Source organism: Streptomyces sp. NPDC001220, from assembly GCF_053597895.1.
In genome coordinates this window covers 954578-975428 of the sequence record NZ_JBSFJE010000001.1, presented here as the reverse complement: position 1 = coordinate 975428, position 20851 = coordinate 954578, and the positions used below count along the sequence as shown (strand labels likewise).

The window sequence follows — 20851 nt, the reverse complement described above, 5'->3', positions numbered from 1 at the left end:
GTGGCGCCCTGACGGCAGGTGGGGCGGATCTGCGGTCCGCGCCCAGGGGCGGCCCCGGGGGGGGGCTCAGCCGCATCCCCCGGCGTGCCCGTCGTCGACGGACCGTTCCGGCGCGGCGAGCGGGCCCCCCGTGGCATCCGGGCCGTCGTCCGGGGGTTCCGCGAGCGACGGGTTCGTCGCGGCGAGTGCCGCGACGAAGGCGGGCAGCCGGTCGACGCCCCAGTACTTGTCGTAGTGGTCCACGAAGAAGGGAACGCCGAAGACACCGTCGCGTTGTATCTCCAGCAGGACCCGCACCCCCTCGGCGCGCAGCTCCAGGTCGTCGGAGGCGGAGGCCAGTTCCTCGGGGTCCAAGCCGAGTTCGGCGCCGAGCCCGGCGATCACCGACCGGTCGCAGACATCCTGCCCCTGTTCCCAGCGGGCCCGGGCGGCGAGTGCGATGTACTCGGGTCCCCGGCCGTGCCGGGCCGCCGCCAGGTACCCGAGGTGCGGCACCTCCCACACGGGGTCCCGGTCCACCGGCCAGCTGAACGCCAGCCCCCGCTCGGCGGCCAGCCGCCGTACGTCCTGGAGGATGTAGCGGTGCTTCTCCGGGGACATGGGCGTGTAGGGGAAGCTGCCGCCGGCCTCGGCCAGCAGCTTCCGGCTCAGCTCGTCCGGCTCGAAGAACGGCACCCACTCCAGGGCGGCGGCGGTGCGCGGATGCGACCGGAGCAGGTCCCGGTAGGCGAGCCAGGAGTACGGGCTGCGCAGCGAGAAGTAGAAACGCGGGGGCCGTCTGGTGCGGCGGCCCGCACGGGCCGTGGCGCTCACAGGGCGATGCCGCCGTCCACCTGGAATACCTGGCCCGTGATGTACGACGCCTCGGGCGAGACCAGGAAGGAGACGAGCGAGGCGACATCGTCGGCGCTGCCGAAACGCTTGAGCGGGATGCGGCCCAGCATCTCCTTGGCCGTCTTCGGCGGCAGCACCGACGTCATGTCGGTGTCGATGAAGCCGGGCGCCACCGCGTTGGCACGTATCCCGTGCCGGCCGGCCTCCTTCGCGAAGGAACGGGTGAAACCGATGATCCCGGCCTTCGACGCCGAGTAGTTGGTCTGTCCCGCGTTGCCGGCCACGCCCGCCACCGAGGAGAGGGTGACCACGGTGCCGCCGCCTCGTCTGACCATCGGGAAGGCGACCGCGCGGCACAGGTTGTAGGTACCGTCGAGGTTGGTGCGCACGACCGCGTCCCAGGCCTCGTCCGGCATCAGGACCAGCGGGCTGTCCCGGGTGATGCCGGCCGAGGTGACCGCGGCCGACGGCGGGCCGAGTTCCTCCTCGGCCGCGGCGACGAAGTCCCCCACCTGTGCCCGGTCCGCCACATCCACGCGGCAGGAGAGCACCCGGCGTCCCGCCGCCCGTACCTGCTTCTCCACCAGGGCCGCGGCCTGGTCGTCGGAGCGGTAGCAGAAACCGATGTCGTAGCCGTCCCTGGCCAGGCGTTCGACGACCGCCCGGCCGATGCCGCGCGACCCCCCGGTGACCAGCGCGACCTTGTCGCTCTGTGCGGCCTGTGCGGCCTGTGCGTCCTGTGCAGACATTGCGTCCCCTCCTCAGACGTTCAGCGCGGTGCGGTCGGCTGCCGGGCGCAGGTCGTCGACGTCGCGCAGCGCCACCACGAACGAGCCGATCCGCAGCACCTCGCGGCCGCCGGCGTACGTCTCGCCCGCGAGGACCGCCGTCTCGCCGGCGGACTTCACCAGACGCACCCGGTGCTCCAAGACGTCACCCGGGTAGGCCCGCACGCCGACGGTCACCTCGTTGATGGAGCCAGCCAGTTCGAGCTTCCCGGCCAGCACGTCCGGGTTGGGCGTCTCCCACACCGACAGCAGCACCGCGGACTGCGCCCACGACTCGATGACGAGGGAGGTGGGGTAGGCGTAGTCGGCCGGGGCGGCTTCCTGGCCGAGCCGGGCGTAGCAGGGTTCGTTGCCGGAGACGGCCTTGAGCGCGGTCAGGGTCTCGCCCGGCACCACCCGCGTGACACGGTCGACCAGGAGGATCTCCCCCCGGTGCGGGATGGTGTTCTTGATCCGGACGACGCCGTACCCGGTCACGGGGTGTCCTCTTCCTGGTCGTGCTGGTGCCGCACGCGGTAGCGCAGGCGGATGTCGGCGACCTTGCCGCGGTTGGTGGCGACGGCCGCCTTGAAGAGCAGCCCGGCCGCGTTGTCGACGACGGACACGTCGGACAGGACCCGGTCGCCCGGGAAGACGGGCCGATGGAAACGGCAGCGGTCCATGGCGACCAGTTCGACGTCGGCGCCGTCCGCCGCGGGCACGTTGGTCCTGGCCCACTGGCGCACGGTGCGGTCCGCGGCCTCGATGAGGAACACGCCGGGCAGCACCGGAAAGCCGGGGTAGTGACCGGCGAGGACGGGGTCGTCGTCCACCGGGGCTTCGAAGACGGTGGCCGAGCCCTCGGCGCCGGTGCGGATCGTCTCCAGATCGCCCAGCGGCGAAGCGGCGCTCACCGTGTCTCCCGCAGCTTGCTCTCCAGCAGGTCGTACGTGGCCTGGAGGGAGCTGATCGAGGCCAGCTCGGTCTCGGCGAGCCGCACCCCGTACTCCTTCTCCAGGCGCACGGTGATCTCCAGTGCCATCAGGGAGTCGACCTCCAGGTCGTCCATGAAGTGGGCGTCGTCGGTGACCTCGGCCACGTCCAGATCCAGGACGTCGGCCACCAGATGACGCAGCTGCTCCTTGTCGAGCCCGGATGTGGTGATGTCGGCCATGGTGTGCACGCGTCCTTTCGGTGGTGGTGGATGTACGGGCGGTGCGACGCGGGGGTAGGTCGGCGTCATCTGGTGCCGGTACGCAGGACGACCGCGCCGGTCTGGCCGTCCGGGTCTAGGGAGGTGACCAGCACCGGCCGGTCCGCTTCCGCGGTGAGGGCCGCGGCGAGCTGGAGCGACGCGGAGGCCGCACCGCAGTCGCCGGTGAGTCTGCGCAGCCGCAGCCGGTCCGGCCGGTGCTCGCCGAAGATGCCCGCGAGTGCCGCGTCCTCGCGGGCGCCCAGCGGTCCGCCGCTGTCCGAGGGCACCAGCAGGCCGACCTCCTCGGGGCGCACGTCGGCCTCCTTGAGGGCCTCGGTGACGGCCCGTCCCAGGGCCTCGCCGGCCCACTCGGGGTCGGCGAAGGCGATGAACCGGGCACCGCCCAGTACGACGAGAGCGCTGCGGCCGTGGGCGCGGGCCCTGGCGAGCGGTTCGAGCAGGAAGAGCGCGCAGCCCTCACCGAGCGGCCCGGCGGGCTGCCGGTGCGGCCCGCCGGTACGGGCCCGGTACTCCAGCCAGGCGCGCTCGGTCGAGAACTCCTCGACGGCGCCGCACAGCACGGCCTCGCAGTGCCGCTGCCGCAGCAGCCGCGTCGCGTAGTTGAGCGCCAGCAGACCGGTCACCGCACCGCCCGCCACGGTGGTGTTGGGGCCGCGCAGCGTGTGCCAGATGGCGCTCTGGCCGGCGGCCCGGTTCATCACCGTGTTCGGGAACAGCGCCGGGTCGACGTGGAAGGGCTTCTCGCCGGTCAGGGAGTCCCGGGTGAAGTCCATGATGCTCTGCACGCTGCCGTGCCCGGTGCCCAGCACCATGCCCACGGCTTCCGGGTGGTCCTGGGCGAGGCCCGGGCCGGCCTGTTCCAGGAGCAGCCCGGCGGTGGCGACGGCGAGGGCGGTGGCGCGGTCCATCGCCCGGGTCCCCTTGCGGCCCAGCACGGCTCGTGGGTCGAAGTCCGGTACGCGGCCGGCCCGTTCGTACGGGCCGAGGTCCGCCGTGCCGTCGGCGGCCCGCACCGCCGGACGGTTGTCCCGTACGCCTTCGGTGAAGGGCTCGGCGCCGCGCCCGTACGGCGACACCGCGGACCAGCCGGATACGACCAGGGTGTCCGGGTCCGCCCCGGTGGCAGGACTGAGACTCATCGCTGTCTGCTCCAGAAGGTGGAAGTCGGTGGAAGTCGTAGGGGAACGGGCGGCGGGGCTCAGCCCCACGCACCTGCGGCGGCGTGCAGTTCCGCGCCGTCCACGCCGATGGTGTTGCCGGTCAGCCACGAGGACTCGCTCCGGGAGAGCAGCGCGACGGCGTCCGCGACGTCCTCGGGGCGCGTCAGACGGCCGTGCGGGTTGTTCTCGGCGGCGCGCTCCAGGTAGCCGGCGTGTTCGGGGATGCGGCGCAGCGCGGGGGTGTCGGTGGTGCCCGCACGCAGGGCGTTCACCGCGATACCGCTGGTCGCCAACTCGCAGGCCAGCTGGCGGACATGGGACTCCAGGGCGCTCTTGGCCGCGGAGACCGCACCGTAGCTGGGCAGGTGCTGCGAGGTGCCGGCGCTGGTCATCGCGTAAACCTTGGAGCCGGTGCGCAGCAGCCCGGCGGCGTACAGGTCCTGCGTCCAGTAGACGAGGCTGTTGGCCATGACGTCGAGGGTCATCTCCAGCTGCCGTGCGGCGATCGGCTGCTGCCGGCCGTCGCGCGGAAGGAAGGGCATCAGACTGCCGAAGGCGAGCGAGTGGACGAGGATGCGGATGCCTCCCGAGGCGCCGGTCAGTTCGGCGAGCTCGGCGACGAGCCCTTCGCGGGTGGCGCGCGCGGCGGCGTTGGCGTTGAAGAAGTGCGTCTCGACGCCCCGCGCGCGTAGTTCGGCGACCAGTTCCTCGATCTCCTCGGCGCGCGCCGCCGTGTCGAAGTGCACCCCGGCGATGTTGACGCCCTCGGCGGCGAGCCCGAGGGCGATGGCCCGGCCGATACCGCTGGAGGCCCCGAGGACCAGGCACCAGCTCCCTTCAAGCGGCTTCAGCATGCTGTGACTCCTGTGTCTGGTGGGGCGATACGGGGCTGACGCGGACCAGGGCGACATGACCGGCGCCGGTCGCGCAGACGACGAGCCGGTCGCCGCCCGCCCGCGCGGTGACGGCGCGGGCGAGGGCCAGGGCGGGGCCCAGGCAGCCGGTCCGGCGCGGCGGCAGGGGCCGTCCGGGCCCGGCTGGGTCGTCGGCCTCGGGCGGCCCGTCCGGGTGCGGGCCCGCGGCGTGCGGCTGCGGCTGCTGGACGGGGATGCTGGTGACCGCCGCGGCCACCGCCTCGGAGACCGCCGAGGAGTCCAGGTCCAGGTGGACGGTCGGGGGCGGGTCTGCCGCCGGGAGCAGCCGGGCGAGCGCCGCCGTGAGGGCGCGGTCGGCGCGGGCCCGCCCGTGCGTGGCCTCCAGCGCCGGGGGCGGTAGGAACAGCGAGCGGGTCCACAGGGTGGCGTGCACCTCGATGCCCCGGGCCCGGGCCGCGGCGGCGGGCTCCAGCGTGAGCGCCACGGCGCCCGTCTCGCCCCCGCCTCCGCGGGCGGCCGGAACGGGCTCCTCGGCCGCGGCCAGCACCAGCGTGTCGCACCGGCCCGAGGCCAGGGCGAGCGCGCCGGTGGACAGGGCGTCCAGGGCAGCCGTACGGGCGGTGGCGACGGTCAGGGCGAAGCCGTTCATCGACAGTTCGGCGGCCAGCCGGTTGCCGAGGACGTTGACCGCGAAGTACGGCGCCGAAGCGGGCGGGATACCGGCCGCGCCCTCGGCGGCGACGGTCGCGTCCATACTGTCGAACAGACCGGCGAGCCCGGCGTTGGTGGCGAGCAGGAGGCCACGCCGGTCCGCCGGATGCGCCTCGGGACACCCGCCGTCCGCGAGCGCGGCACGGGCTGCGGCGAGGACGTACCGGGCGGCCGCGGGCAGGTACTTGTAGCCGCGCGGACCGAGCCGCGCCCGGTGGTCGAACCACTCGGCGTCCGGGGACGCCGCGGCCCCGCCCGCCACGGCCGTCTCCGGGGCGTCGCCCCACGGGGAGACCACCCCCACACCGGTGACGGCCAGTTCGGCCGGAGCCGCATACCCGGTGCTCACCACGGCTCACCCCCGTCGTCCGGTCCGGGTCCGCCGGCCAGCACGAGGGAGGCGTTGTTCCCGCCGAACCCGTACGCGTTGACCAGCACCCGGCGGGCCGTCGCGGGCAGCGGCACCGCCTCGCACTGCGGCAGCAGCACCTCGCACTCCGGGTCCTGCTCCTTCAGCGGCACGTTCGGCGGAATCACGCCGTGCCGCAGAATCTGCGCCGCCGCGACCGCCGCCAGCGCGGCGGACGCGCCGCCGGTGTGACCGAGCAGCGCCTTGAGGCTGTACAGGGGCACGCGCGCGGCACGCGGGCCGAGGACTCGGTGCAGGGCGCGGCTCTCCAGGACGTCGTTGAGCCGGGTGCCGGTGCCGTGCGGGACCACGCAGCCGACTTCGGGTGCCGTGCTCCCCAGGGCCTCGCGCATGGCGCGGACGATCTGTTCGCCGTCGGACCGGGGAGCGGTCGGATGGTCGGCGTCACAGCTCCATGCGACCCCGGTCAGCCGCAGCACGCGGCCGGGGCCCTGCGGTGTGCCGCCGTCGTGGGACAGGACATCCCGGGCCCGGGCGTGGTCGGCCGACTCCACGACGAGCATGCCCGCGCCCTCGGCGAAGACCGTGCCGGCGCGGTCCTTCTCGAAGGGGCGGCAGCGCTCCGGGTCGACGGCGCCGAGCCGGTTGAAGCAGCCGAGCGCGACGCGCGAGTAGGGGTCGGAGCCACCGGCGATCACGACCTCCGCCTCGCCCGCGCGCACCAGGTCCGCCGCGATGCCCAGGGCGTACCCGCCTGCCGCGCAGGCGTTGGCGACGTCGTGGACGGTGGCGAACAGCCCAAGTTCGGCGGCGAGCGCCGCCGCGAGGCGGAACGGCGGCAGCCAGCCCCCGCCGCCCCGGCCGCGCTCGTTGGACCCCGGCTCGCCCATGCAGCTGCCGGCGACCACGGCCGTGCGGGCGGCGGCCAGGGACGCGGCGTCGAGCCCGGCGTCCGCGAGCGCCTCGGCGGCGGCGAGCGAGGCGAACCGCGTCGCCCGCTCGGCCGTCAGGTCGGGATCGGGCACCAGGCCGATCAGCGGCAGGTCCATCCGGGCGAGCGGGTCCGCCGGCCGGTCGGGCAGGCGGGTACCGGCCGCCGTCATGGCCTGCCACAGCGTGTCCGCGCCGGCACCGTGGCAGGTGACGGCGCCGACCCCGGTGACCACGACCTCGACCTCGCGGTTCATGCCGTCCGGCCCTCCAGGGCCGCGTTCATACGGTCGTCGAAGGGCACCAGGGACCAGTCGCGGCGGTTCTCGATCACCGCGTAACCGTGGGTGATCCGGCCGGTCGCGGTCTGCACGAGCGTGCCGTCGCGCACCACGTAGGTGTCCATGCGGGAGTCGTACGTGAACCCCTTGAAGACGCTCTCCACGGTGAGGACCACGTACAGGTCCTCCTCCATACGGGCCTCGTCCAGGACGGTGATCCGCGAGTGCGGCACCACCGGGATCCAGTTCCGCTCGTCCAGGAGCGTCTTGATGGACACACCGCGGTCGGCGACCAAGCGGTCCTTGGCCTCCTCCATCAGGCGCAGGTAACCGGACATCTGCTGGCGCTCGGTGAAGTGGCAGTACCAGTACGGGATCCGGAACCTCCAGGCGTACGCGTTGCGCCCCGCCGTCAGCTCCTTGACCAGGTCGTCGGCGGAGAGGTCCGCCGCCACCGGCTCCGGCTCCCAGCCGGGTTCGGCGGCGAGCCGGTCGACAGCGAAAGGCGCGAGCGGGGCCGGGACGGGCTCCGCGCCACCGCCTCGCGGGTCGAGGCGGAGCTGCACCCGGACGGTCGAGGTGACGGCCTTGAGCTCGGTCTCTCGCCGCACGTGCAGCGTGACGGCGAAGAGCAGTTCGCCGTCCTTCGCCCTGCGGTGCGGCCGAACCTCGGCGACGGCCGTGTCGTCGATGTGGAAGGCGTGCAGGATGCGGGTGTCGATGTCGACGATGTCCGTGCACAGGCCGTACACCTCGTAGATGGTGCCCGGAGCGATCCCGGCCTGCCTGAGGTGGTTCAGGACGGCTTCCTCGACGAGGTAGTTGACGTGCTTGAACCCGATCCAGGTGCAGATGTTGGAGCCCTCGTAGCGGGGGCGGATCTCCAGTCGGCTGGGCTCCTTCAGGGCGAGGACCGAGGCGGCGAGGTCGGCGGGGTGCGTGGTCACGGCGACTCCGGTGCGTAGAGGTGGAGTTACTGGAAGGCGGGAGGGGAAGCGGGGTGGAGCGGGGAGGGAATCGGTCAGGAGGCGGCGCGGGCCGGGAGCGCCGTACCGCCGGCGAGGCCGGGAAAGACCTCGCCCAGCAGGCCGTGCACGGCGTCCGCGAAGCGCTGCGGCTGTTCGGCCATCGCGAAGTGGCCGCAGTCCCCGAAGAGCTGGAACCTGCCATCGGGCAGGGCCGCGGCCAGCGCCCGGGCGTCGTCCGGCGGGGCGGCGAAGTCGTCCGCGCCGGCCAGCACGAGCACCGGCAGGCGCAGCGCGTCGACGTCGAGCCAGGGACTGCGCAGGTACGCGCCGAAGAACTGCTGCCAGCCGTACGGCCCGATCCGGTCCCGCACCCGTAGCGCCATGGCGCTGCGCAGCTCGGACGAGATGCGGTCTCCCGCGCCGATCCGCAGCCCCTCCTCCAGGATGCGGTGGAAGCCGCCGAGGTAGTACTGGGCGTCGTCCCAGCCGAAGTCCGCGGGACTGCGCCGGTGGAACGGGGCGACCACCACCACGGCCCCCGGCCCGCGCCCGGCTGCCCGGCGGGCGAGTACGTCCAGGGCGGGCCCCGCCGTGAAGGAGTGCACGACGAGCGCGTCCACCCCGCCGGGCACCCCGTCCAAGGCGTGCTCCACGTGGTCCGACGGGTCGTCCCGCAGGCTCCACCCGGGGTCGCCCTCGGCCCCCCAGGGCAGCACGGCCTCCCAGATCTCGACGCCGTCCGGCGCCAGCCGGTCGTAGGCGCGCCACACGGACGTACTGCCCGCCAGACCGTGCAGGAGCAGCATCCGCACCGGCGGCCCGGCGGCCCGGGCCGGGCGTCGGCGGCGGACGACGGCGACACGGTGCCCACCCGGCCCCAGGAGTCCACCGGGCCCGGCCGCGCCCTCCGAACCGGCGGAACCGGCCGAAGCAACTCCGGTATCCCCGTCCGGCGAGCCCTGCGCCCTCATCGCGCACTGCCCGCGAGCCCGGGCGCGACGGCGTCCGGCACGGTCAGGATCAGAGCTGCGCCGGCGTCCTGCCCGCCGGCGTCACCGGTGCCCGCGCTGACGAGCACCACGTCGTCCGCTCCGCCGCGGCCGCCCAGCCAGACGGCCGCCGCCGCGCACTGCAGCACGCCGTGCGCGCCGGACGAGGCACCGTGGAGCGCGGACAGGTCGCAGACCGGGACACTTCCCACCGCCGCGCCGAGACCCGGCGCGGGGGCAGGTACTCCGTCGGGGTGCTCGGGTACACACCACAGCCCGACCGTGCCCGGCCACCGGCCCCGCACCTCGGCGACCGCGTCGGCGTGGCCGCCCCGTCGCGCGTACGGGCCGACGGCTGCCAGCGGGCGCACGCCCCGGGCCTCGGCAGACGCGGGTGACTCGACCACGAGCGCCACCGCACCGTCGAAGAGGTCGGGGGCGCCGCTCGTGTCGTCCGGGTCCGCTCCGGGCGCGTCCGCGACATGGCGCACGGCCGGGTTGTCGGGCTCGACCCCGACGACGAGCATCCGCTCGACCCGGCCCGAAGCGATCATCAGCCGGGCCCAGTTGACGGCGTCGAGACCGGAGGTCGGCCCGTTGCACAGGGTCAGGTTGGCGCCGCGCAACCCGTGGGTGATGGCGACCCAGGAGGCGACGACGTTGCTGGAGGTGGCGGGCAGCATCATGGGGCTGGTCGCCAGGTAGCTGTCGTCAGCGATCGTCCGCACGGTCTCGCAGACCGTGTCGACGTTGCCGTAGTTGGTGCTCGCGCTCACGCCGACGCTCTCGCCCGGGACCCTCAGGCCGCCGGCGTCGTCGGTGAGTGCGGCCGCGCGCAGCGCGTCCCGGGCCGCCACCATGGCGAGCTTGGTGGCCCGGTCCTTGTAGCGCAGGCCGCGTCCGCTGAGCCGGGAGACCGGGTCCGCCGCCCGGCGGTGATCCGGGGGCAGCGGCCCGAGCAGGCCCTCCGGCCCCATAAGCCCGCGAACGGCGGTGCCCAGTCCGGTGATCACGGCGTGCGCCGTGGGTACGCTCCTCACTGGCCTCACTGGTCCGCTCCCTCCGGATGCCCCGCACTGCCACCGGGGTCCTCGATCCGCTCCACGACCGCCACGGCGTTGAGCCCGCCGAACCCGAACGAATCGATCTGTGCGAGCCGCAGCGGCTGCCGCGGCCGCTCGGCGGTGCCGCGCACCAGGCGGAAGCCAGCCACGGCGGCCACGGGGTCGTCGAGGTACACGGTCGGCGGGACGATGCCCGTGCGCAGGACGTCGACGGCCGCGACCAGGCTGTGCAGCCCCGAGGCACCCGCGGTATGGCCGGTCATCGACTTGATGGCGGTCATGTACGGCGACGGGGCGAGCCCCGCGAACACCGAGCCCAGCGCGGTGGACTCGGCCTCGTCGTTCAGCGGCGTGCCGGTGCCGTGCAGCATGACGAGGTCGATGTCCGCGGGTCGCACGCCGGAGCGCCGGTGCGCCTCCTGGATCACGGTGGTGATGCTCTTGGCGTCGGGTGCCGAGGGGTGGTACGCGTCGCAGTTGACCGCGACGCCGCGCAGCCTGGCGTGCGCCCGGGGCGCGGGGCAGGGACCGTCGGCCTCCCTGCGCAGCACCACGGCCGCGGCACCCTCGCCCTGCAGCATCCCGCGCCGGCCCCGGTCGAACGGCCGCACCCGGTCGGGTGCTTCGGGGTAGCAGCGGTCCAGCAGCCCGTAGGTGCTCTCGGTGATGGTGTCGACGCCGGCGACGACGACGGTGTCCGCCTCACCCAGGTCGAGCAGGTCCGCGCCCAGCGCCAGGGCGTACAGCGAGGCCGAGCAGGCGTTGGCCACGGTGTGGGTGTCCGCGGCGCCGAAGCGGCGCCGAAGCATGGTTCCGAAGTGCAGGTCGGACGCGTCGAAGGGGATCCCGTCCCGCCAGGACAGCTCCACCGAGCGCAACTCGCGCAGGGTGGTGCCCACCAGCACCGGTACGCGCGACAGGTCGTCCCCGAGGCCCGCGTCCGCCGCGGCTGCGGCGACGGCTCGTTCCAGCCAGCGCGTCGCCCGCAACGGCACGTCCACGCCGGGCTCCGGACGGTCGTCGATCTCGTACGCCATCCGGGCACGGAACCTGTCGTGGTTGTATCCGCGCAGCGGTGCGAGACCGCTGCGGCCGGCGACCAGCGAGTCGAAGATCTCCCGGACGCTGCCGCCGATGCTCGCGACGGCGCCCGTCCCGGTCACGATCCAGCTCATGCCGCGCTCCGGTACGCACCGAGGATCAGGACGGCGTTGTTGCCCCCGAACGCCAGGGCGTTGTTCTGCACCACGTTCAGCTCCGCCTCGACGGCCTTGTTGGGCACGCAGTCGACGGCGCACTCGGGGTCGGTCTCCCGGTGGTTGATCGTCGGCGGGATGAACCCCTCGGTGATCGCCAGCGCGCAGGCAGCCGCCGCGACGGCGCTGGCCGCGCCCATGCTGTGGCCGATCATCGACTTGATGGAGACGGTGCGCGGCATGGCCTGCGCACCGAAGACCTGGCGGATAGCGCCCGCCTCGGTGATGTCGTTCGCCTTGGTCCCGGTGCCGTGGGCGGAGACGAAGTCGATCTGGTCCGGGGTCACGCCCGCGTTACGGTGGGCGATCTCCATGGTCCGCGCGATGCTGTCGCGGTCCGGGGCGACCGGGTGCAGGGCGTCGCAGGCGAGCCCGTAGCCCAGGACCTCGGCGTAGATCCCTGCCCCACGGGCGAGGGCGGATTCCAGGCTCTCCATGAGGAGGATGCCCGCTCCCTCGCCTGTGAGGATGCCTTCGCGGTCCTTGTCGAAGGGACGGCAGACCTCGGGGGCGACCGTGCCGAGCCGGTAGAAACCGGTGAACGTCTTGCGACACGCGGCGTCGGCACCACCGCACAGGGCGATGTCGACGTCGCCGCTGCGCAGGGCGTCGTAGCCGTAGCCGACCGCGTAGTTGCCGGCCGCGCACGCGGTCGGGATCGTCACTGCCTCCACGTCCTCAAGGCCGAGCTCGCGGACGATGCCAGCCGACAGACGGCCGGCCGGAACGCGCCGGGCCACGCCAGGGTCGTACTCCTCGGGACCGGTCTCCAGCCCCGCGGCGACGAGCTGGTCCAGGTCGCGGGACTCGCCGTCCGTGGTGCCCACGGACACCAGGGACCGTCGCGAGCGCACGTCCGCCGCGGTCAGGCCCGCGTCCTCGACCGCCATCCGGGCGGCGGCGACCGAGAACTGGCTCGCCCGGCCCAGCTCTTCGGGGTGCTGCCGGGTGATCCAGCGCCCAGGCTCGAAGTCGGTGACCTCGCAGCCGTTGGCGTGGGCGAATCCGGTCGTGTCGAACGCGCTGATCGGCTTGACGCCGCTGCGTCCTTCACGGAGCCCGGCGGTGAAGGCCTCAACCCCGATGCCGATGCTGGTGACCACACCGAGACCGGTAATCACCACCCGACGTCCGCCGGTCCCACGGCGCGGGCCCCGGGGCTCGCTCTGACCTCGTGCGTCCGTACTGATCGAAGCGTTCATCGAAGCTCACCCATCTGGCGGTCGGGACGGCGATCAGCGCTGGGCGGCTTCGGCCACCACCGCGTACACGCCTTCCAGGTTGACCATGCGGCTGAGTTCGGCCTGGTCGATGGTCACCTTCTGGGTCCGCTCCAGAGCGGCGAGGATCTCGATGGCACGCAGCGAGTCCGCGTCGTGCTCCTCCTTGAAGAGGCTGGTCTCGGTGACCTCGTCCTCGTCGATCTCGAGAATGTCGCAGACGATCTCCTTGATCTCCTGCTTGCGGGCAGCGTCAGGGCCGTTCGTCACGCTCGCGTTGGTCATCTCGACTCCAATGAGGGATCCGTGCCGGATTCCGGCGACTGAGCCATCCGTGTGATGGGTCGAGAGTGGAATGGGCGGCTATACCCGGCCTATACGGCCTCTGCTTCGTCGACCCAGCCCAGCTGGGCCACGCGCAGCCCCGCCTGGAAACGGCTGCGGGCGCCGAGCCGGCTCATCAGTTCAGCGGTGATCCGGCGCCCGGTGCGCACGGACACGCCCAGCTTGCGGGCGACGACCTCGTCCGTGAGTCCCTCGCCGAGCAACTGCAGAACGGTCTTCTCCTGCGGTGTCAGCTCCCCGTCGCCGCGCTCCCTTGGCTGCGGCCGGCCACCGGCGAACGGGACGGCGTTCGCCCAGGCGCGCTCGAACAGGTCGCACAGCGCGACGATGACGCCACGGCCGTTCAGGACGAGAGCCCCGGCCGCGGAGTCGTCGGGATCGGTGGGCACCACGGCGTGGGTGCGGTCGAACACCAGCATCCGGCACGGCAGCGCGGCCGTGGTGCGCACCTCATCGCCGTGGGAGCGCAGCCAGCGCAGATGCTCCACCGTCGCCGGGTCGTTGTAGATGCTCTCCAGGTAGATGCTGCGCATGACCACACCTCGTGCGGCCAGGTTCTCGGTGAGGGGCTGACTGGCCAGGCGGCTGGCCTCACTCTGCGGACCCCCAGTCGCGAAGGCGAGAAGCTCGGACTTGCACTTCCCTGTCAGTTCCTCGATGCGGAGCCTGATCTCCTCAAGGCCACGGAGCCGTTCGATCACCGCGCCCCGCAGGTCCTGCTGGGCCGCGTTGTAGTCGTCGATGAACCGGGTTGCTTCCGTCCTCGCGTCCGCGAGCTGCTGCTGCCGCTCCAGGAGCTCGCTCTCCTGCTGCGCCAGAAGCGCCTTGAGAGCGACCTCCGGACTCACCACGCGGAGATGGTCCGGTGCGCCCCAGGCAGGTTTTACGAGAGAAAGGCGGGCACATTCGTCCAGCACGGAACGGACCAACTCCCGCGACCATCCCAGCGAGGCCGCGAGTTCATCTACGCTGCATTCGGGATTCCTCAGCATGGATCGGTAGATCTCGGACACATGGGGTGACAGGCCCAATGGGTCAAGCATCCGCGCTCCTCCCCCGTGGATCACACACGCCCGAACATCATGTTCGAACGGCAACGAATCCGCAACGAATATGCGACGCCGGGGGAGCGGAACAGCACGAGGGGGCCCGCTCCATTGGAGCGGGCCCCCTCGGTCATCACTGGCTGAATATCAATCCCATATGGGGTCGCCCTGAGCGCCCGGAGTGTCCGAGTCGACCGATAACGCACCCCAGATCGGGTCCTGAGCAGAAGCAGGCGCCGACAGAGCACCCCTCGCCACAGAGACACTCACCACACTCAAGACACCCGCGACCACAAAGGCGGGGACGATGCCGGCGATGCGCGGTAGACCCTTCCGCATATGAAGAACTCCCCTTAAGGCAAGGACTGCTTTCGGCTTTCAGACCGGAATCACCACCGGCCATCCATGAATTATCATCGACACAGGACAGAAATTGCCACGAAAAATGAATGCAGAGAGCTGCGCTGGCAGCACACTGACAGGGGAATCCCTAATTCCGAATTAACTGTGAGAAGTCTGTGCCACAGAAGCAGAGGTCCGACCTGGATCTTCTTCCGTTCGGCACAATCCGCTCCACGATGCGGCCGACCACCCATGCGCGGTCTGGCGGCAACCCCGGCCTCCAGCAGAGGGATCGGTGCAACTTGGTGCCACGGTGGAGATCGCCGAACGGTCCGGCTGAATGCCAGGCATCGGATCGCCCTCTCCTCACGCTCGGGACTGAGTCGCCTCCGAGTGTGGTCCAACGGCCGCTCCTTGAATGCCGCCGTTGTGCCAGGTCGTGCGCGTCTCGGAGTGTTCACGCGGCGCGGCGCCGATCACCTCGGTGGCCTCGGCGTCGATCAGCTCCTGCAGGATGCGCTCGCACACCACCCTGAGTGTGTTCGCGGACGGTGGTGTCGTGCAGTCGTGCGTAGTGGGCCGTCATCTGCGCGGAGTCGTGGTCGAGGATGCGGCGTACGACCTCCTGCGGGACGTCGCGGTTGATCATGCGGGTGCCCAGGGTGTGGCGGCACTGGTGCGGGGTGAAGTGGGCGGGACGTCCGTGTTCGTCGCGGGCCTCGCAGAGCTCCAGTCAGCGGTAGGGGGCCAGACGGTAAGTCGAACTCACCTTTGGGTGGCGGCCGTCGGGGTTCTTCGTCGGCCGAGGGAACAGGTGTGGGCAGCCCTCTGGCCAGCGGGCGAGAACACGCTGCTTCTGCTCGTCGCCGAGTCGGTGGACTTCCTCGTCGACGGGGACGAGGGCCTCGCGTTTCATCTTGTGGTTGACGTAACGGGGGTAGGGGGCGCCGTCGGCGTCCTTCGCAGTGGAGTCGAAGGCGAGTTTCAGTGCGTCGCTCACCAGGCAGAGTGGGCTCCACGGCGATCCGTGATCCCGGAGACCACCGCCGGCGCCCTACCGGGGACGAACCTGCGGCCCGGGCCGAGATCTACCGATTCAGCCGTACAACCGTCTCGAGCACCAGCTGCCCGCCGCCGGCCGACGGCTCGCCCCGTTCCCATGTTCTGGGTCCCCCGCCGGGGGCACCCAGCATGTGGTGCCCAAAGACCCCGTCACCAGCGGAAACGCTGAGGCCGGGGTCTTCGTGTTTGTGCAGGCGGATGCAGGCCGAAGCGGCTCTATGTCGGGGTCTGTGGGCGAGGCGTGGACGGGATCTTGAGGCATTCCCCCAGGTGAGCCCCGCAAAGTCACGGCACCAGAGGTGACCGGCCGACTGGTCTCGACAGCGTGATCTACCACCGCCGCAACGAAGTGAACGGACTCAGAGGTCCGTCGCATCTGGGTAGTGGCAACGAAGCTCGCTGAGCACGCGCTCGTCGACGGCCCTGACGTCCCACCACGAGCTGTCTGCTTCGGTCAGGACGACCACCAGCTCGTCCCCGGCGAACCCACGCGCTTCGGCGTCGATCAGCTGAAGGAACGGGGTCGTCAGTGACAACAGCGTCAACGTGTCCATGCCGACGCCGGCGGACCGCCGCTCAATCTCCAAACAGCGCGGATCCACGATCTCGTCGCACTCGACGCGCCACGTCAGGTCCAGGCCGAAGCTACCGAGGCGGACCAGCATCTCGGCCAGAGTCACGTAGTGCTTTCCGTACCAGGCAGGGAACGTGATCCCCTTCATCCCTGCCCCTGCTTTGGCCGTATCGCGCGACAAGCGACCCCCTTCGTTGAGCACAGACCCTAGGGCACAGGCCTGACCAGCTCACGCGCCCCATCGAACAGGCCCTAGTCGCAGGTGCCCCCCCAGTAGCCGATCTGCGCGGGCCTGTCGTCGCGGTAGAGCACTACGCAGTTCCCCTGGCCACGTCCCGGGAAGTCCAACCGGGGAGAGTGTCGCGGTCCCAACCGGGTGCTTGCCCAACTGTGTGACACCGCCGACGCACACCGGCGTACCCGCGCGGACGCGACGAATCATCACCTCCAGCGAAAGGCACATCACCCTAGGTCAGCAGGCCGCCCCAAGCGGTCACCCCCTCGGACGCGGCGCACGTGACACCGCCTGCTTCGAGTTTTTGCCCCTGCCTCAAGGGCACTCGGCCGGTGAGCGCGGAGGTACTGAGATGAGTGCCGGAGAGAAAACCAAGGCAAAGGTCGAACAGGTTGTCGGACGGACCGTGCGAAAGGCGGCCCATGCGGTGCACCAGGATGCCCTCGCAGCGAAGGGTGCCGCCCTCGAAGCGCGAGGCAGGGTGCGGGGCGCGAAGGAGAGGACCAAGGAATCCTTCAAGCGGTGACACGTCAGGACGCTTGAGTCACTGTGCGTGGTCGCCTCGTGTGGCACGGAGCCATTGACGAAAGGCAGTGGCCGACTGGAGAGCCGTTCCGCGGAGGGGCGCAACGGAGGAGGTTCGCGTCCGATCGCCCGGCGGTGTCAGTCCTGCCAGCCACAATGCCGTCCATGAGTGAGCGCTACGAGGTCGTCTTCTCCTGCTACTTGCGCGACGACACCCCCGAACAGGTCATGGCCGCCCTGCGGTGGCACTTGGGCATGGATGCCGAGTTTCCCGAAGGTCTCGACGATCAGGACGGCTACGGATTCCCGTACCCGCTGCTCCTCCCCGGTGGCTACGCGAACCGCCGGGTGCCCGGTGGAGACGTCGTGTCCCTGCGTCGCGAGGTGCAGGAGTTCACGAGATCCGGGGAGCGGTACGAATGGGAACTCTTCGCACGTAACGACTGGGTTGACGACTCCAGGCTTCACCTCCGGGGCCTGGGACCTGCTGGCCCCGCACATCGCGCAACCCGGCTACGGAGGTCACTTCCGCCACGTATTCGACACCGAAGTGACTGTCTTCGACTTCCACGACGGAACGTACGAGCCCATCAAGATATGGGGTGTCGACCCACGCTGACAGGCGGCAACGGGTTCGCTCCCCGCGTGACCTACCGAACGGAAGTCGGCGGCGAAACCTCCTGCGCCCTCCGGCGTCCCGGACCAGCGGCTGGGCTGTCTGTCGTCTGCCCGCGCTCGTCCACGCGTCCGGGCGGGGCACCGGCACTGCGGTGACCACCCCGCGGGACGAGGCCATGACATCGGCGACGAACCGCAGGCGCCCGATGTCGCGTCGGCACCGTGCCGGGCCGTGGTCGGCCGCGACCACCAGAGAGGCCGCGAGCAGGAGAAGTCGCCACGAGGCCATGACCGGGCGGCGCGTTGCGCGGGGCAGCTCCGCCAGGGAGTCGTGCAGTCGCTCGCAGTGGAACGGCACGTGGCGCTGCTCGTCGGTCAGGATCCGTCCGGGTGAACGGGGGTCGTCACCCCACCGCGCCGGCCGCTGCCGGGGAGCGGACGAGGGAGGACTCGTGCACAGCGAATACGGCGTCGCAGCGATCACGCACACCGGCGTCGTGGGTGGCGATGACCACGGCGCACCCGGCCTCGCTCATCTCGCGAAGGATGTCGATGACGACCGTGCTGTTGTCTTCGTCGAGTGCACCGGTCGGCTCGTCCGCGAGCACCAGGGCCGGCCGCTGGACCATGAGACGCGCCAGAGCCACGCGCTGCTGTTCGCCGCCACTGAGGTGGTAGATCTTCTCCTTCTCGCGCCCCGCCAGACCGACACGGTCAAGGGCTTCCGCGACAGCCGCACTGCCGTCGTTCCTGCCGGGACCGGAGCCGAAACCGGAGCCGAAACCGGAACCGGAACCGGAACCGGAACCGGAGCCGTTCCCCTTGCCGTTCCCCTTACCGTTCCCCTTGCCCTCGCTCCGCGCCAACCGCCGCGGCTTGGCCACCACTTCCAGGTTCTCGACGACCGTCGCGTTCTCGATCAACGCATAGTGCTGGAACAGATAGCCGAGAGTGTCACGGCGGAACCGACGGACATCGCCTCGGCCGAATCGGGTGATGTCCTTCCCCTCGTGCCGGATCGTCCCGGTACTCGGCCTGTCGAGCAGTCCGAGGCAGTTCAGGAGGGTCGACTTGCCCGATCCGCTCGGTCCTACGAGGGCAAGCATCTCGCCACGATTGACGGTGAGGTTGACGTTGCGCCACAGGGTCCGGGCGCCGAAGACCTTCGAAAGGTTCTCGATTTCTATCACAACATACTCCGGCTGAATGGAGGGTTTTTCGCACGGGCGGGGCTCACGACTCCGTCGCCCCTTCCTTCACGATGCGGCGATGGAAGAACGCGAGAGCGAGCAGCACGGCTCCCAGTTCGAAGACGACAAGACCGGTGATGACGGTGAGATCCAGTGCGCTGATGTGAATCGGCTGGAAGGGGGCAGGCGCACCGGCCGCGGCGAACCTCTTCAGTTCCTGGTTCTGCTGCCAGGCCTGGAAAGGGACCCGCGTGGCGAAGACAAGCGCGATGGCCACTTCCACGGCGAGGACGAAGCGGTGGTTGGCGACATATCTCCAGCCGCCGATGTGTCGTACGAATATGCTCTGCGCGTTCTTTCGCGCGTAGATGAGACAGACGCCGACCCCGGCGATGAGAAGCACTATCACGGCAACGACAAGGTTGAATATCTGAAGCCGGAGCTTGGTGACCGAGCTCCGTAGGTCCAGGGCGGTTTTCTGCCCGACCGGGCTCACCGAGTTCACGTAGTTCTGGACTTTTTTCGTCCTGATGGCATTCAGCACGTCATCGGGGTCGGGGAAGACCACTCCCGCCTGAGTGGCGAACGAGGTGTAGGCGTCGTCCGTGAGGAAATGCGAGCCATTGGGGACGGCGACGATGATCGGGTCGCGCACCAGGGACCTGTCCTCGTCCGCACTGTGCGCGGAATTGTAGACGTACGTGCCGGTGCTGTAGGCGAAGAGGCGCTGTCCGTCTCTGCTGCTGAGTGTTTCCATCGGGATGTGCCGGCTGCGATCCGGATCGATGATCTCGGAGGCCGCCTTGGTGATCGTCGCTGTGCGCGAGGAGAGGGAATCGGGAATGATGACCCGTACCGAGCGGGAGTCCGGTGCCTTGTCGCTCCGGGCCTCAGACACATAACGCCGTCCTGCCGGGTCGAAAACCGGCTGCTTGCCGAGATACGTGTCGTTGACGATGAGAATCTCTCCGGCCGGCAGTCGCGCCTCCGGCGCGGAGACCTGGAGGTCCCTGCGCCCGGCGACAATGACCTCGCCCCGCTTGTCGGCCTGGCGCAGCCACGGACCGACGTGGTCGTTCAGTTGGTCCATGTGCATGGCGAAGGCGCCGTTGAGGCGGATCGAGACCGCGTCGCCCACGGTGCCGTAGATGTGCCGGTTCTCCTGGCGGGTCAGTACGTCCCGGCTCGCGAGCGTGACGTTCGTGGCGATGCCGAGAGCGAGCAGCAGCGCGGGGACACGTACGAGGTAGACGCTGATGGACGCCGCCCGTGAGGGCAGTTCGCCCTTGAGGGCGTGCAGTACGTCGACCTTGTAGGTCAGAGCCAGCGCGCCCGCGTGCGTGGCCAGCACCAGGGCGACGAGCAGGGCGGCGATGCCCGCGGCCAGCGCGGCGAACAGCCCCAGCCAGGCAAGGCCGTTGTAGAAGCCGAGGAAGGCGAGCGCCGCGGCCGACACGGTGGCGACCGCGGTCAGCCAGAACACCGCCAGCTGCCGCAGCTCGCGTAGGAGGATGCCGGCGAAGGACATGCCCTGCATCCGCAGGATTCCGTACGACTTGGCGTTGAGCAGCACGCTCGCGCCGGTCATCGTCAGCGCCGCGAGGGCGACCACGCAGAAGGCCCGGTACAGGGGATCGTCCGAGTATCGGTCGACCAGTTCGGTGTACGACAAGGGGTGGGTGACGCCCACGGTCATGCCGTGGTCGCTGAGCTCCGCCTTCAGGGCGTCGGCCGCCGCGGCGGATCCGAACACGTAGTAGGAACCGCGCGGGTCCTGCTGTCCGATCTCAGAGATCGGATGCACCCGCGTCTCGTAGTTCCTGCTGAACGCCGGATAGCCCTTGTCCAACCAGTCCGCGGTCACGGAATGGGGTCCGCCCGGAGCCAGGTAAAGATGCCGGATCCCGTCGGGGTTCTTCAGATCGGCCACCTCGCGGGCCACCCCGACTTGGTGCTCGACCGAGAAGGACTTGATTTCCCGGACGACTTGGGCGCCGCTGACAGAATTGTCCGAATCCGCCACGTCGACCAGGGCCGAGTTTCCCAGGACCCCGCTCTCGTCCAGGCCGCGCAGGAACAGAAAGGCAAGGACCGCGGAGAAGGCCAGGACGGCGGCGTGGACGAATCGTATACCTCGATGCAGCATGGGATACCTAGGTCGAGGGCGCTCGCAAGCGCCCGTCCGGGAATTCATGGTCCGAGCAGAAAGGCTGTGGAGGCGAGGAATGCTCGCCTCCACAGCCAACAGAGCTCAGTCAGGCAACCGAGAGCGG

At 70.8% G+C, this 20851-nt stretch carries 21 protein-coding genes and 2 pseudogenes; all 23 read right to left on the bottom strand.

Annotated elements, in window-relative coordinates:
* Positions 1 to 66 precede the first annotated feature (66 nt).
* The 23 genes and pseudogenes from ACWDGI_RS04570 to ACWDGI_RS04460 all read right to left on the bottom strand — a co-directional run bounded on the left by ACWDGI_RS04570 (position 67) and on the right by ACWDGI_RS04460 (position 20772).
* Positions 67 to 813 carry a DsbA family protein gene (locus ACWDGI_RS04570; protein ID WP_450755218.1) on the bottom strand — a complete coding sequence of 249 codons (747 nt, stop codon included), beginning with the start codon at positions 811 to 813 and terminating at the stop codon, positions 67 to 69.
* Positions 810 to 1583: a 3-oxoacyl-[acyl-carrier-protein] reductase gene (gene fabG, locus ACWDGI_RS04565; RefSeq protein WP_450755216.1), complete on the bottom strand. Its 774-nt coding sequence runs from the start codon at positions 1581 to 1583 to the stop codon at positions 810 to 812. Before fabG ends, ACWDGI_RS04570 begins: the two co-directional genes overlap by 4 nt.
* Before the next feature lie 12 nt (positions 1584 to 1595).
* Entirely contained in the window at positions 1596 to 2099 is a 504-nt protein-coding gene (locus tag ACWDGI_RS04560; RefSeq protein ID WP_450755214.1) for a 3-hydroxyacyl-ACP dehydratase FabZ family protein, read from the bottom strand.
* A complete protein-coding gene (locus ACWDGI_RS04555; protein WP_450755212.1) occupies positions 2096 to 2515 on the bottom strand; it encodes a 3-hydroxyacyl-ACP dehydratase FabZ family protein in 420 nt (139 codons plus the stop codon). Before ACWDGI_RS04555 ends, ACWDGI_RS04560 begins: the two co-directional genes overlap by 4 nt.
* Entirely contained in the window at positions 2512 to 2775 is a 264-nt protein-coding gene (locus ACWDGI_RS04550; protein WP_450755210.1) for an acyl carrier protein, read from the bottom strand. The genes ACWDGI_RS04555 and ACWDGI_RS04550 overlap by 4 nt, the downstream gene beginning before the upstream one ends.
* 65 nt (positions 2776 to 2840) lie before the next feature.
* Positions 2841 to 3956, bottom strand: coding sequence for a beta-ketoacyl synthase N-terminal-like domain-containing protein (locus ACWDGI_RS04545; RefSeq protein WP_450755208.1), 1116 nt, complete (start codon positions 3954 to 3956; stop codon positions 2841 to 2843).
* A 59-nt stretch (positions 3957 to 4015) separates the two neighbouring features.
* The gene (locus tag ACWDGI_RS04540; protein ID WP_450755206.1) at positions 4016 to 4831 is read right to left on the bottom strand and encodes an SDR family oxidoreductase; all 816 of its coding nucleotides are present in this window, start codon (positions 4829 to 4831) and stop codon (positions 4016 to 4018) included.
* Entirely contained in the window at positions 4815 to 5912 is a 1098-nt protein-coding gene (locus ACWDGI_RS04535; RefSeq protein WP_450755204.1) for a beta-ketoacyl synthase N-terminal-like domain-containing protein, read from the bottom strand. The genes ACWDGI_RS04540 and ACWDGI_RS04535 overlap by 17 nt, the downstream gene beginning before the upstream one ends.
* Positions 5909 to 7120 carry a beta-ketoacyl-[acyl-carrier-protein] synthase family protein gene (locus ACWDGI_RS04530; protein ID WP_450755202.1) on the bottom strand — a complete coding sequence of 404 codons (1212 nt, stop codon included), beginning with the start codon at positions 7118 to 7120 and terminating at the stop codon, positions 5909 to 5911. Before ACWDGI_RS04530 ends, ACWDGI_RS04535 begins: the two co-directional genes overlap by 4 nt.
* Positions 7117 to 8091, bottom strand: coding sequence for an acyl-CoA thioesterase (locus tag ACWDGI_RS04525; RefSeq protein WP_450755200.1), 975 nt, complete (start codon positions 8089 to 8091; stop codon positions 7117 to 7119). Before ACWDGI_RS04525 ends, ACWDGI_RS04530 begins: the two co-directional genes overlap by 4 nt.
* Before the next feature lie 74 nt (positions 8092 to 8165).
* Positions 8166 to 9083, bottom strand: a complete 918-nt coding sequence (locus ACWDGI_RS04520) for an alpha/beta fold hydrolase (protein ID WP_450755198.1) — start codon at positions 9081 to 9083, stop codon at positions 8166 to 8168.
* The gene (locus ACWDGI_RS04515; protein WP_450755196.1) at positions 9080 to 10141 is read right to left on the bottom strand and encodes a beta-ketoacyl synthase N-terminal-like domain-containing protein; all 1062 of its coding nucleotides are present in this window, start codon (positions 10139 to 10141) and stop codon (positions 9080 to 9082) included. The genes ACWDGI_RS04520 and ACWDGI_RS04515 overlap by 4 nt, the downstream gene beginning before the upstream one ends.
* A 5-nt stretch (positions 10142 to 10146) precedes the next feature.
* Positions 10147 to 11340, bottom strand: coding sequence for a beta-ketoacyl synthase N-terminal-like domain-containing protein (locus ACWDGI_RS04510; protein ID WP_450755194.1), 1194 nt, complete (start codon positions 11338 to 11340; stop codon positions 10147 to 10149).
* Positions 11337 to 12623, bottom strand: a complete 1287-nt coding sequence (locus ACWDGI_RS04505; protein ID WP_450755192.1) for a beta-ketoacyl-[acyl-carrier-protein] synthase family protein — start codon at positions 12621 to 12623, stop codon at positions 11337 to 11339. Before ACWDGI_RS04505 ends, ACWDGI_RS04510 begins: the two co-directional genes overlap by 4 nt.
* A 33-nt stretch (positions 12624 to 12656) precedes the next feature.
* Complete coding sequence (locus ACWDGI_RS04500; protein WP_450755190.1) at positions 12657 to 12926, bottom strand: acyl carrier protein; 270 nt, start codon at positions 12924 to 12926, stop codon at positions 12657 to 12659.
* Between the two features lie 89 nt (positions 12927 to 13015).
* Positions 13016 to 13837, bottom strand: a complete 822-nt coding sequence (locus ACWDGI_RS04495; protein ID WP_450755188.1) for a DUF6879 family protein — start codon at positions 13835 to 13837, stop codon at positions 13016 to 13018.
* Between the two features lie 895 nt (positions 13838 to 14732).
* A pseudogene (locus ACWDGI_RS04490) lies at positions 14733 to 14911 on the bottom strand (transposase); the annotation flags it as partial.
* Positions 14832 to 15107, bottom strand: coding sequence for a tyrosine-type recombinase/integrase (locus tag ACWDGI_RS04485; protein ID WP_450755317.1), 276 nt, complete (start codon positions 15105 to 15107; stop codon positions 14832 to 14834). The pseudogene ACWDGI_RS04490 and the gene ACWDGI_RS04485, both read right to left, overlap by 80 nt.
* Entirely contained in the window at positions 15108 to 15374 is a 267-nt protein-coding gene (locus ACWDGI_RS04480) for a hypothetical protein (protein WP_450755186.1), read from the bottom strand.
* A gap of 421 nt (positions 15375 to 15795) precedes the next feature.
* Entirely contained in the window at positions 15796 to 16116 is a 321-nt protein-coding gene (locus ACWDGI_RS04475; protein ID WP_450755185.1) for a hypothetical protein, read from the bottom strand.
* 1381 nt (positions 16117 to 17497) lie between these two features.
* Positions 17498 to 17776, bottom strand: a pseudogene (locus ACWDGI_RS04470) (ferritin-like domain-containing protein); the annotation flags it as partial.
* A 16-nt stretch (positions 17777 to 17792) separates the two neighbouring features.
* Positions 17793 to 18578 (bottom strand): ABC transporter ATP-binding protein, encoded by a 786-nt coding sequence (locus ACWDGI_RS04465; protein ID WP_450755183.1) that lies wholly within the window; start codon positions 18576 to 18578, stop codon positions 17793 to 17795.
* 43 nt (positions 18579 to 18621) lie between these two features.
* Positions 18622 to 20772, bottom strand: a complete 2151-nt coding sequence (locus ACWDGI_RS04460; protein ID WP_450755181.1) for a hypothetical protein — start codon at positions 20770 to 20772, stop codon at positions 18622 to 18624.
* Positions 20773 to 20851 lie beyond the last annotated feature (79 nt).

Bases quoted from the DNA above. Each gene is read 5' to 3' on its own strand.
- fabG (WP_450755216.1), bottom strand. From the start codon at position 1,583: ATGTCTGCACAGGACGCACAGGCCGCACAGGCCGCACAGAGCGACAAG.
- ACWDGI_RS04550 (WP_450755210.1), bottom strand. From the start codon at position 2,775: ATGGCCGACATCACCACATCCGGGCTCGACAAGGAGCAGCTGCGTCAT.
- ACWDGI_RS04545 (WP_450755208.1), bottom strand. From the start codon at position 3,956: ATGAGTCTCAGTCCTGCCACCGGGGCGGACCCGGACACCCTGGTCGTA.
- ACWDGI_RS04540 (WP_450755206.1), bottom strand. From the start codon at position 4,831: ATGCTGAAGCCGCTTGAAGGGAGCTGGTGCCTGGTCCTCGGGGCCTCC.
- ACWDGI_RS04530 (WP_450755202.1), bottom strand. From the start codon at position 7,120: ATGAACCGCGAGGTCGAGGTCGTGGTCACCGGGGTCGGCGCCGTCACC.
- ACWDGI_RS04520 (WP_450755198.1), bottom strand. From the start codon at position 9,083: ATGAGGGCGCAGGGCTCGCCGGACGGGGATACCGGAGTTGCTTCGGCC.
- ACWDGI_RS04510 (WP_450755194.1), bottom strand. From the start codon at position 11,340: ATGAGCTGGATCGTGACCGGGACGGGCGCCGTCGCGAGCATCGGCGGC.
- ACWDGI_RS04505 (WP_450755192.1), bottom strand. From the start codon at position 12,623: ATGAACGCTTCGATCAGTACGGACGCACGAGGTCAGAGCGAGCCCCGG.
- ACWDGI_RS04500 (WP_450755190.1), bottom strand. From the start codon at position 12,926: ATGACCAACGCGAGCGTGACGAACGGCCCTGACGCTGCCCGCAAGCAG.
- ACWDGI_RS04460 (WP_450755181.1), bottom strand. From the start codon at position 20,772: ATGAATTCCCGGACGGGCGCTTGCGAGCGCCCTCGACCTAGGTATCCC.